Source organism: Bacillus cereus group sp. BfR-BA-01524 (genome assembly GCF_022662595.1).
Lineage (GTDB): Bacteria > Bacillota > Bacilli > Bacillales > Bacillaceae_G > Bacillus_A > Bacillus_A thuringiensis_S.
This window is the reverse complement of the sequence record NZ_JAKUDW010000046.1, coordinates 32,270-43,830: the sequence shown is the minus strand read 5'-3', so window position 1 is coordinate 43,830 and position 11,561 is coordinate 32,270. Positions and strand designations below refer to the sequence as shown.

Sequence of the window (11,561 nt, the reverse complement as noted above, 5' to 3'; positions counted from 1 at the left end):
ATATTGAACATTAATATCCTCAAGTTCATAAATATGATCCATCATTCGTACATTGCCTACAAACATATTTTTCAAATATGGTTCTGTACGATATATTTGCTTCTCTTCGTCTATAATCCCTTTTTCTTTAATTTCAACCTTCATTGCTTTTTGCTGATGTCCTTGTTGAATCAATTGATAACCAATTAAAGCTAAACAAGCAAATACGACAAGAACAAATGCTGCTGATGAAAATAAGAAGAATAAAAATACGATACCACCAACAAATAAAAATACATTTCCCCGTACATAACGATTCTTTTTACGATAATGCCTTCCAAACATAAGCATAATAAATGCAAAAATGAGACCACCTGGTTCAAAATGTCCAAGTATCATATCAAGAAAAAGACCGAATCCAAATATGATGAGGAGCATCCCCATTAATTGTGTCTTTGAAAAATGTTTCTTCATTTCAGCTCCCCCCCTTCTTGTCACATATACATAGAAGAAAAGGCATTGCTTTCCAACACCTTTTCTCCTATCACTATATCATAAGCCTGTTTTATAATATACTACTATTATTTTGTTAACTCTTTCGTTAACGATACATCATTCTTTTCCTTCATTTCACGCTCAAGTTTTGCAATTTTCATATCAAATGTGTCACGCTCATGCTCTTCATTCATACGAGTTTCTAAGTCACGAATGTGATCTTCAATTTCTTCAAATCGTAAGAACGGATTATTTTCATCCATTTTATGCATCGCAGTATTCATACGACGATTTGCATGTGCCATATTTTCACGTGCCATTAGTTCCATACGCTTTGCGTGCATTTCTTTTAATTTATTTTTCATTTCAGAAAGACGACGCTCTAACTCATCAATTTGCTCTACAACACCTGCATACATTTCTTCTAATCGAGTTACTTGCCCTTCATAATAAGCTACCTCTTCTAAAGCACGTTCGTGCAATTGTAATTCGCCTGCTTCTTGAGCAATGATAGCTTGCTTTGATCTTTTGTTAACGAAATAGCGTGCTTGCTCAAGCTCACGAGCAAAGTTAGATTTTAATGTTTTATGACGTTCAATTAACTTCTCAATTTTTGTTATTTCACGCTCACTATCACGTAAATATTGGTTTAACATCGCAATTGGATTTTTTCTTTCCTTCTCATCTAACACATTATGAAAATCAGCTAAAATTGCATCGCGTACACGTCCGAATAAAGATTGTTTCATTATAAATCTTCCTCTCTTCTACTTTATTTATAATTTGATTTATTGTTTTAGTTTTTCATTAATTTGTTCCACTCATCTTCAAAGTTGCTATATGGTTTAGAACTTTCTGGAGCAGACTCAACAACTACATCTTTTTCTTTTTTCCACTCACGGTATCCGTAGTATAAAACCACTAAAGCAGCGATACCGATTAATGCTGGTGAATGAGAAAGTGCAATGGATAAACCGATTAAACCAACAATACCCCAAGCTAACTTTCCAAAAAATGACTTAGCTCGCACAAATGATTTATAGCTCCAATATACAACTCCTGCTCCGATTGCGAATCCTACAATACCAGCAAGACTACCAAGAGCAATTAAAGCCAAAATACCGGCTGCGATAAACGCTAGAAATTGTTTCATCTTGTGCTTGCCTCCCTTCGATTTGATACTCTTATCTTAACTATTTTTTCATCTTTCCATAACGAGCTTAAGAACCGTTTTTAACTCAGACTTAAGACCGAGTCATATTCAGCCCTTTACGCAAAAAAAACGTGCAGAGTCTATTCTCTGCACGTTTTTTAATTACTAACGTTCATATTAAATTAAGCTGTTTTATGATACTCTTTTTTCTCAGCTACTTTCGAAAACCTTGGAAACCCAATTAAAATAGAAACAATCCCACATACTCCAACTAAAATTGGATAAAATGCATATGGTAACAATTCAACCGGAGATAACGCTGCAAATCCTGCTGCCGTTAACATTTGGGCACCGTATGGAATTAACCCTTGCACACAACATGAGAAAAGATCTAATACACTCGCTGATTTACGAGGGTCTATTTCATATTGATCTGCAATATTTTTTGCAAGCGGGCCTGTAAAGATAATTGAAATTGTATTATTCGCTGTACACATATTCGTCATACTCACTAAACCAGCAATACCAAATTCTGCTCCTTTTTTCGAACGAATATTACGAGTTAATACATTCATTAAATATTGAATACCACCATTATATTGGATTAATTCAACCATACCGCCAATTAATATAGCAAGTAACACTAACTCCATCATACCGCCCATTCCAGTCGTTACACTTTTAAAGAAACTTTCTAACGTGTAACTTCCATCTATAAGACCGATAACACCAGATAGTACAGTTCCACCAGTTAATACAATAAGTACATTCCAGCCAAGTAGCGCTGTAATAAGTACTCCTGCGTACGGTAAAATCTTTATCCACTCAAAGCTATGCGCTTTAATCTGCGTATCACTTCCTGAAGTAACTATTACTAATAGTACAATTGTAATAATAGCCGCTGGTAATACAATTAAAAAGTTCGTTTTAAACTTATCTTTCATTTCTGTTCCTTGTGAACGAACAGCTGCGATTGTTGTATCTGAAATAAATGATAAATTATCACCAAACATCGCTCCGCCAACAACAGTAGCCATCGCAAGTGCAATTGAGATATCAGTTTGACCACTAATACCTACAGCAATCGGTGCTAATGCTGCAATTGTTCCCATTGATGTTCCCATCGCTAATGAAATAAATGCACCAATAACAAAGATTCCAGCTACGATAAATCCTGGTGGCAAAATAGTTAACGCTAAATTAACAGTTGAGTCTACTCCACCCATTCCTTTAGCAGTTTCAGAAAATGCACCTGCAAGCACAAAAATTAATACCATAATCATAATATCCGGATTTCCTGCACCTTTAGCGAACCGCTCGACTTTCACATTAAAACTTTCTTTACGATTCATCACTAAAGCGACTCCTACAGCAATTGAAATCGCTACAAGTATCGGCAATTTATAGAAATCACCTGTAATAATTCCAGAACCAATAAATAGCGCCAAAAATATCCCAAGTGGTAATAAAGCTAAACCATTTCCTCTCGTTTCTTTCAAAGTACCATCTCTCCCTAGTTTCAACCTTTTTTCTAATGAATAACAAAAGACCTCTTCCGACGAGAAGAGGTCTTATACATCTATAAGAAACACTCTTCTCATCTTTCAAGCACACGCTTGCTGGATTTGGCACAGCACTCTGAAATCGAGTCCGCTGCCGAGGCATCGTAGGGCCAGTCCCTCCGCCTCTCTTTATAAGAAGGTTTCATATTTATTTTTTAATAATAATTTCTTCCCTAACTTTACTCGCTTACAAAACAAAAGTCAATTATTTTTTGTATAGATTTTTTTGGTAATTATACAAAAATTTGAATACAATAATCATTTTAACTTTTCGATTTCTTCTTCCAATATTGAAATCCAATAAAATTCACTATTTTTTATTGTTGCTAATATCCATTTCGTCGTGTACCAAGCTAGCTCATAATCTTCCTTCGTGACATCGCCACTTTTATAAGCGTCCTCTAGCTCCTCTTCATCTAATACATACACCTTACCGCTAGGTAATAATACTACATCTAAATATAAATCATCAAAATACGGTAAACCACGGTCATCTATTTCATATTCTTTCGTCACATCAATATAATATTGCACTAAATTGTGCCTATCATCTAACATAGCTGTAATCGCAAAGTTCTTTCCATTAATAAAATATTGAACCCATGTATACCCATTACCTGCAATACAAATTTCTTTACCATCATATTCTTTACAACTAGGCTCTCTCACCTTTTTTATATCCAGTATTCCGAGCATTCCCTCTTCTACTTGCTTAACCGTATAACCCTTTTCTATTAGTCTCTTCCACGAAGAACCATCACCATATTTACGTTTCATTATGTCTGCTCCTCTTCTATATACAGAAAAGCTCCCACATATTATGTGAGAGCTTGTTCATATTATAATTAAGCTGCTTGACCTTTTTCAGAAATCTCTTTCAAATAAGCTTGTCCTTTTTCAGCGTCATATTGACCTTCCCACTTAGACATAACTACAGCTGCTAAAGAGTTTCCTACAACGTTAACTGCTGTACGAGCCATATCTAAAATACGGTCAATACCAGCAATGAACGCTAAACCTTCAGGTGGAATACCTACTGTACCAAGTGTCGCTAATAATACAACGAATGATACGCCCGGTACACCTGCAATACCTTTTGATGTAACCATTAATACAAGTAATAATGTAATTTGTTGCGTAATAGATAACTCAATACCGTACATTTGCGCCAAGAAAATAGCCGCAATCGCTTGATATAAAGTTGATCCATCTAAGTTAAATGAATAACCTGTCGGAATAACGAAAGATGTAATTGCTTTCGGGCAACCGAATTTCTCCATTTTCTCCATGATTTTTGGTAAAACTGTTTCTGAACTTGCTGTAGAATATGCTAAAATCAGCTCGTCTTTTAAAATCTTAAAGAATTGGAAAATGTTAATTCCAAATATTTTCGCTGTAAGTCCTAAGACAACTACAACGAAGAAGATCATTGCTCCATATACAACAATTAGTAATTTTCCTAATGGAATTAATGAAGCAAGACCAAATGTAGAAACTGTAACTCCAATTAGCGCAAACACACCAAATGGTGCAAATTTCATAACTTGGTTTGTTACGTAAAACATCGCATCAGCTACACCTTGGAAAAATTGAAGAACCGGTCTTCCTCTTTCACCAATTGCTGCTACACCTAAACCAAATAATACAGAGAAGAAGATAATAGCAAGCATATCTCCGTCAGCTAATGACTTCATAATGTTCGTTGGAACAATATTTACAAATGTATCTGCAAATGAATGACTTTGTACTTGCTCTGTCGTATGTGTATATTTCGAAATATCTGTCTTTGTTAACTGCTCCATATTTACGCCTTTTCCTGGTTGGAAAATATTCGCAATTAATAGACCGACAATAATTGCAATTGTTGTAATAATTTCAAAGTAAATAATTGTTTTTCCGCCTAGTCGGCCCAATTTTTTTACATCGCCAACACCAGCAACCCCAACAACAATACTTGCTACAACAATCGGTACAACGATCATTTTAATTAATCGGATGAAAATATCACCAATTGGTTGTAAATAACTCACTACCGCCGGATTGCCAAAGAAAATCGCCCCAACTGCAATACCAAGCGCAAGTCCTATTAATATTTGCCATGCAAGTCCTATTCTTTTCATATTTGTTGTAACCCCCTCTTCGATGTTTCACTCTATCTCTCATTCTATCTCTATAAAACTTGAAATTAAGAGTATTACATATTATTCGACAATTCACTACATTTTGTCCCTGTTAAAAATCATAAATCAAAAATTAAAATCTGACAACAAAATAAGTTTGCCCGAACACAAATAATTTTCTTGACAAAAAGTAGACTCATGTCAGAAAACCTCACATGAGAACGATTCCTCACTAGTTTTTTATTAGCTTTTCAAGTAATATTTCACCTCATAAAAACTCTTAGTTTTCTCCTTAATTTCACAGATAAACCCCAAAATATACCTTTGTTACACAAGTAAATAACATGTAAGTACTATGACAATTAAAGTTGAAAAATGATAAATTCCGACAAAACTTAGCAATTTTATAAAGTTTTCTTTACATTATGATTACAACGATAGACACTCTTCTTCTTATGATATATAACATTCATAGGGAAAGGAGTCAGACAACTATGAAAAAGAAATTTGCAGCGTTTAGTGTTTTAGCAGCAGGAACGATTTTTGCTTCCCCGTTACTTTCACCCGTATACGCTGAAACAAATCAAGATAAATTATCTAACATTCAATCTGAATTAGAAGGCAAACAAAGTGACTTACAAAATAAATCAGTCGAGAAAGAACAAATAGAAAAAGAAATTCAAGAATTACAGAAGAAAATCGATGAATTAACTACTTCTATTAATAAAAACGAGGCTGAATTAAACGATACAAAAAAAGAAATTAGCAAAACTCAACAAGTAATTACTGACAAAAAGAAACATATTGAACAATTACAAACAAACATAGATACACGTCAGGAAGTTATTAAACAACGATTACAATCTATGCAAGAAAAACCTCGTACAAATATCATTACAGAGGTACTAACAAATTCTTCAAATATTGCCGATCTTGTTGATAATATGTACTCCGTAAGTTTAATATTAAACAATGATACAGATATTGTAAAAAAACAAACATCTGATCAAAATGCTGTAACTACAGAAAAAGAGGCTGTTGAGAAAAAAGAACAACAACTAAAAGAATCTGAGCAAAAACTAGAACAAAAACAGCAAGAATTACAAAATAACCAACAACAGCAACAAACTCTTATTAACGATCTACATACGAAAGTAGCAAAAGTAGATTCAGAGATTGAAGGATTAGAAGAATCCAAAGGCATTTTAGAAAATCAGCGTCAAGCTGTTCAAAAAGCAATTGAAGAAGAAAAACGGGCCGAAGAAGCTCGTAAAGCGGAAGAAGCTCGCCAGGCAGAGGAGGCTCGCAAACAACAAGCTACTAAATCTGCTCAAGCAACTCAAGCAGCCCCAACACCACATGATACAAATATCGGTGGCTTTATCAAACCAGCAGCTGGATCAAAAACTTCCGGATTTGGTGTACGTTCTTTAGATAACCATAAAGGAATTGACATCGCTGCTTCGGGAACGGTTCCAATTATCGCCGCTGCAGATGGCGTTGTTATTCGTTCAGAATTATCATCTAGTTACGGAAACGTAGTGTATTTATCTCACCGTATAAACGGAAAAACATATACGACAGTATATGCTCATATGAATAGCCGTTCTGTATCGAATGGACAAACTGTAAAACAAGGCGATCAGCTTGGATTTATGGGGAACACGGGCCAATCATACGGACAACATTTACACTTCGAACTTCATCTTGGAGAATGGAATGTCGGCAAGACAAACGCAGTTGATCCATCTCCTTATATCGGATTATAAAAAACCTCGGTGCCTACCGAGGTTTTTTATTTACACTTCACACACTATAGGCATTCTACATAGACTATAACTAAATGCCTATAGTTTACGGGGTGATTAATATGAATACACAATTACAACAAGAAATAGAAGAAGCTAGGGAAACGTTTATTGGCCGAATATTTACATTTGGCGGCTCAGCGTTATTTTTAATCGGTTCATTCATCGCAGTCGTCACAGCTTATAAAGCATATAATCGTTTATTAAATACTTCTACAACATAATAAAAAGACGGAGATTTCTCCGTCTTTTTATTATGCAAACATTTTAAATATGCCTATAGCATTTAAAAATACAATTATTACAGTTACCGGAATAACATAACGAAGTAAGAAGAACCAAATGTTAAATAACGTTTTCCCCTTCGTTTCCGTCACTTCTAATTCTTTCATCAACAACTCTTTACTCATTTTATTTGGTACAAATAATGAAATAGCTAGTACTCCTAACGGTAACAATACGTTACTTACCGAAAAGTCGACTAAATCAAAGAATGTTTTTCCAAATATTTTCACGTCACTCATAATCCCAAATGATAACGCTGATGGAATACCGACCGCAAAAATAAGAATACCAATTAATAATGATGCTGACGGACGCTTCTTCTCGTTACCTTTCGCAACAGATGCTACTACAATTTCAAGCATTGAAATGGCAGAAGTTAAAGTCGCAAAGAAGAATAAAATTAAAAACATAATAAAGAAAAATTGACCAAATGGTATTTTTGCAAATACTGCTGGAAGGACGATAAACAGTAATCCCGGTCCTTCAGTCGGTTTAACTCCTAATGCGAAAATCGCTGGGAAGATTGCTAATCCTGCAAGTACTGTAACAAAAACAGTTAAACTTACAATCGATGTTGCTGATTTCGCTAAATGTTCTTCTTTCTTTAAATAAGAACTATACGTTACCATTACGGATGCACCTACTGTTAGAGAGAAGAAAGATTGTCCCATCGCATATAAAACCGTATCTGCTGTAAGCTTTGAAAAATCTGGTTTTAAGAAGAACTCTACTCCAGCCAAAGCACCATCGAGTGTTAACGCACGAACAATAATTGCAATAAATAAAATAAATAATAGCGGCATCATGTACTTACTTGCCTTTTCTATACCTTTCTCTACACCTTTACTTACAACAAAAATCGTACAAAGCATAAAGATAAATTGTGCTCCAATCGCACTTAACGGATTTGAAATCGTTTCACCGAACAATTGTCCATAATCAGCTACTCCATTCCAGAAACTTCCTGTCACACTATAATATAAATAAAGTAAAATCCATCCACCTACAACACTATAAAAAGATAGTACACTAAAACAAGTAACAACTCCCATACGACCAATCCAAGGATATAATTTGCTATTTGGCACTAGTACTTTATAAGCTGTAACCGCCTCTTTTTGCGTGCTACGTCCAATAACAAACTCCGCTATTAGAAGAGGCATACCTATAAATAAAGTTAATAGTAAAAATACAAGGAAGAATGCGCCTCCTCCTCCATTACCTGCAACATACGGAAATTTCCATATTGCACCAAGACCTACTGCGGCTCCGGCTGCTGCGAGTACAAAGCCTATTTTCGACGTCCATTGCTGTGTTTCTTTCATCATAAACTCTCCTTTTCTGAATATTAAAATTTCTGTTAATTATACACTTTCATTTCATACTCGCACACCTCCTTTAGAAAATAAAAAAGTCCCCTACACGCAAATATGCATGTAGAGGACGATATATGTAATGTAAATACCGTGGTACCACCTCAATTGGATTGATAAATCCCACTTGTTCAAGTACAGGAATAATTCCGATACTCTATCCTTTTAACGGCGGAACCCGGGTTGCCTACTACAATGTTCAACATACCTCTCGCAAGCCCATTCTGTATATTTTATCGTACTGGGCTCACACCTAACCCCAGCTCTCTGACCGCATCAAATATACGTACTCTTCTTGCTCATCGATTTCATCTATTGAAGTTAATTGTGATTATAAATTATATTTCCATATTTGTAAAGCGCAATTTACTTTTTATTATTTTAAAACTTTCCCTTCTAATTCTTGTAAAAAACTTTCTCTTTTCCCCTCGTTTTGCACATATACTGATTTCAACACTTCTTGGAGTAATATATTTCGTTCCCTCTTTTCTAACTGTAAATCTTTTAACTTCACCCTTACTTCATATAAAAAATCTAAATATGATTCATATGCCTCATCATATTTATTTGCAATCTCATCTCGAATTTTTTTTGCGAGCTTCGGGCTCGCTCCCCCAGTAGAAACTGCTATATTAAGCAAACCACGATGAATCGCTGCTGGAAAGTGAACATTACCACTTTCCGGATTTGTAATAACATTTACTAATTGATTCTCTGCGGCATCTTCAGCAACTTGTTCATTTAATATTGAATCACTACTCGCTGCAACAACTAAAAAAGCACCTTTAATATCACTTTTTTCATATTCTCTTTGATACCAACGAATTTTCTTTTCTTCCACAAGTTTTACTAAATTCGCATCCAATTCTGGACTTATCACAACTATATCCGCACCTTGTTTGAGTAAAGGAATAATTTTAAACCCTGCAACTTTCCCCCCGCCAATAACAACAACGCGTTTCTCATTAACTCGCACTGTAAGTGGATACATACTGATCTCCTTTCAATAACTCCGTCGTTTTCTGAATTAACATATCTTGAAACGCTTCATTCTTCCCTAAATATGGACTTATTTTTATCTTTTCCAATTTATATTGGCGCACTTCTTTCTCAATATGTTTCATAAGTAAACCTGTAAATAGCAAATAAGGTAGCACAATGATATTCTCCACTTTCCGTTCTACAACTTCCTGCAATTTCTTCTCAAATTTTGGCTCCGCAGCCGCTAAATAACAAACCTCAACTTTTTTAATTTTCTCCTCAGCTTGAAATAAAGAAGCGATCCATTTTACATCTTGTAATACTTCAGGATCACTACTCCCTCTTGCAACGAGCAGAAGGGTCACTTCAGCCTTATCTTCCTGTTCAATACCACTTCCGTTATATACTGATTTTATAAGTGTTTCTGATACACCAAACGGATTACCATAAGTCACTTTAACATTCGGATATTGATTCTTGAGCTTTACCAATTCAAATGGAATATCTTTCTTCACATGACCTGCCGCTAATAAAAAAACAGGGATAGCAATAATCTCCGTGGCCCCACGCTTCACACATGTATGAAAACCCTCTTCAATAGAAGGATTCGCTAACTCTAAAAAACAAACTTCTTGAATAGTCGCTTCTATACGGCTCATGCACGATGTAATAAATTGAATCGCCTCTTCTTTCGCTGTCTTCAAACGACTTCCATGACATATATATAAGACGGCTTTCATTTTACAACACTCCACTTACTTGATAAGCATTTTCTGTTTGCTTCTCAAACCAATGGATTTTTTCTCTAAAACGGACAACTTCTCCAATTACAATCATGCTCGGATTTTGAATTTTCTCTTTTTTCGCAACATCTACAATTGTTCCTAACGTCCCAACAACTGTGCGCTGCATAGACGTCGTCCCCTGTTCAATAATAGCAGCTGGCGTACTTTTATCTTTTCCATGCTTCATAAGTTGCTCACATATGTAGGGCAAATTACTAACCCCCATATATACAGCTAAAGTCTCTACACCTTTCGCTAAACTTTCCCATTTCACTTCTTCTTCAGCACCTTCTTTCCTATGCCCAGTCACAATAGCAAAACTTGCACTTGCATCACGGTGCGTCACTGGAATACCAGCATAAGCAGGTGCAGCTATTCCAGACGAAATACCTGGGACGATTTCAAATGGTACACCTTGCTTTGCTAATGCTTCCGCTTCTTCTCCCCCTCTACCAAATACAAATGGATCGCCGCCCTTAAGCCTTGTTACAACTTTTCCTTTTTTCGCATACTTAATAAGAAATGTATTAATTGTTTCTTGCTTCATCGTGTGATAATTCGGGAGTTTCCCGCAATAAATTAAATCCGCGTCAGGCTTTGCGTGTGAAAGCAGCTCTTTATTCACAAGACGATCGTATAAAATAACATCTGCCTTCTCAATACATTTCAATCCTTTAACAGTAATTAAATCTGGATCGCCAGGACCCGCTCCAACAATATAAACCTTCCCCATCATCTCTCCTCATTTCTACTATTAAAATGAAACTTCCATTCTTATATACGAATGGAAGTTTTTATTTTTTCGTATTACTGCTCTCTACTCATGAATAACAAATGCCGCACCTTTTCGAATTTTCTTTTTTTCAAACAAAGAAATCTCTTTTACCTCTGGCAACGGTAAAAAATGTTTTTCAAGCTCAATCTCCGCAAGCTTAAATGCCTGTTCTTCACTTTGAGCAACAACAACAATCGGAACAATATCACTCACTAATACAGCTTCAAATCGATATAAATCCATAT

General features: G+C 35.4%; 12 protein-coding genes, 1 pseudogene, 1 riboswitch and 1 other annotated feature. Of the genes and pseudogenes, 2 read left to right on the top strand and 11 right to left on the bottom strand.

All coding sequences use genetic code 11. The features are described 5' to 3' along the window. From MR170_RS17490 to gltP, 6 genes and pseudogenes are all read right to left on the bottom strand, one after another. Positions 1–453 (bottom strand): annotated as a pseudogene (locus tag MR170_RS17490) (cell wall-active antibiotics response protein LiaF); the annotation flags it as partial. Between the two features lie 107 nt (positions 454–560). Further along, the gene (locus MR170_RS17485) at positions 561–1,223 is read right to left on the bottom strand and encodes a PspA/IM30 family protein (protein WP_000814127.1); all 663 of its coding nucleotides are present in this window, start codon (positions 1,221–1,223) and stop codon (positions 561–563) included. Between the two features lie 47 nt (positions 1,224–1,270). Next, positions 1,271–1,627, bottom strand: a complete 357-nt coding sequence (locus MR170_RS17480; RefSeq protein ID WP_000808640.1) for a lmo0954 family membrane protein — start codon at positions 1,625–1,627, stop codon at positions 1,271–1,273. Positions 1,628–1,809: 182 nt separating this feature from the next. After that, positions 1,810–3,126, bottom strand: coding sequence for a Na+/H+ antiporter NhaC family protein (locus tag MR170_RS17475; RefSeq protein WP_016082311.1), 1,317 nt, complete (start codon positions 3,124–3,126; stop codon positions 1,810–1,812). Between the two features lie 95 nt (positions 3,127–3,221). Then, positions 3,222–3,327, bottom strand: a riboswitch (SAM riboswitch). A gap of 120 nt (positions 3,328–3,447) precedes the next feature. Continuing rightward, positions 3,448–3,966 carry a ribonuclease FAU-1 family protein gene (locus tag MR170_RS17470; RefSeq protein ID WP_029441823.1) on the bottom strand — a complete coding sequence of 173 codons (519 nt, stop codon included), beginning with the start codon at positions 3,964–3,966 and terminating at the stop codon, positions 3,448–3,450. A 68-nt stretch (positions 3,967–4,034) separates the two neighbouring features. After that, entirely contained in the window at positions 4,035–5,309 is a 1,275-nt protein-coding gene (gene gltP / locus MR170_RS17465; protein WP_016082313.1) for a glutamate/aspartate:proton symporter GltP, read from the bottom strand. 494 nt (positions 5,310–5,803) lie between these two features. On the opposite strand from gltP, the gene MR170_RS17460 reads away from it, so the two are divergent. Both MR170_RS17460 and MR170_RS17455 read left to right on the top strand, forming a co-directional pair. After that, on the top strand, positions 5,804–7,078 hold the full coding sequence (locus MR170_RS17460; RefSeq protein WP_029441822.1) for a murein hydrolase activator EnvC family protein: 1,275 nt from the start codon (positions 5,804–5,806) through the stop codon (positions 7,076–7,078). A 101-nt stretch (positions 7,079–7,179) separates the two neighbouring features. Next, positions 7,180–7,341 carry a hypothetical protein gene (locus MR170_RS17455; protein ID WP_172452168.1) on the top strand — a complete coding sequence of 54 codons (162 nt, stop codon included), beginning with the start codon at positions 7,180–7,182 and terminating at the stop codon, positions 7,339–7,341. A 30-nt stretch (positions 7,342–7,371) separates the two neighbouring features. Here MR170_RS17455 and MR170_RS17450 read toward each other — a convergent pair whose 3' ends face one another. The 5 genes from MR170_RS17450 to MR170_RS17430 form a co-directional block, all read right to left on the bottom strand. Beyond that, the gene (locus tag MR170_RS17450; RefSeq protein ID WP_043936112.1) at positions 7,372–8,727 is read right to left on the bottom strand and encodes a sodium-dependent transporter; all 1,356 of its coding nucleotides are present in this window, start codon (positions 8,725–8,727) and stop codon (positions 7,372–7,374) included. Positions 8,728–8,838: 111 nt separating this feature from the next. Next, positions 8,839–9,087: a binding site (T-box leader), on the bottom strand. Between the two features lie 64 nt (positions 9,088–9,151). Further along, positions 9,152–9,766, bottom strand: coding sequence for an NAD(P)-binding protein (locus MR170_RS17445; protein WP_016082316.1), 615 nt, complete (start codon positions 9,764–9,766; stop codon positions 9,152–9,154). Continuing rightward, a complete protein-coding gene (locus tag MR170_RS17440) occupies positions 9,741–10,496 on the bottom strand; it encodes a sirohydrochlorin chelatase (RefSeq protein ID WP_016082317.1) in 756 nt (251 codons plus the stop codon). Before MR170_RS17440 ends, MR170_RS17445 begins: the two co-directional genes overlap by 26 nt. Position 10,497: 1 nt before the next feature. After that, positions 10,498–11,274: a uroporphyrinogen-III C-methyltransferase gene (cobA, locus tag MR170_RS17435; protein ID WP_043936111.1), complete on the bottom strand. Its 777-nt coding sequence runs from the start codon at positions 11,272–11,274 to the stop codon at positions 10,498–10,500. A gap of 84 nt (positions 11,275–11,358) precedes the next feature. Continuing rightward, on the bottom strand, positions 11,359–11,559 hold the full coding sequence (locus MR170_RS17430; protein WP_000366918.1) for a DUF3906 family protein: 201 nt from the start codon (positions 11,557–11,559) through the stop codon (positions 11,359–11,361). Positions 11,560–11,561 lie beyond the last annotated feature (2 nt).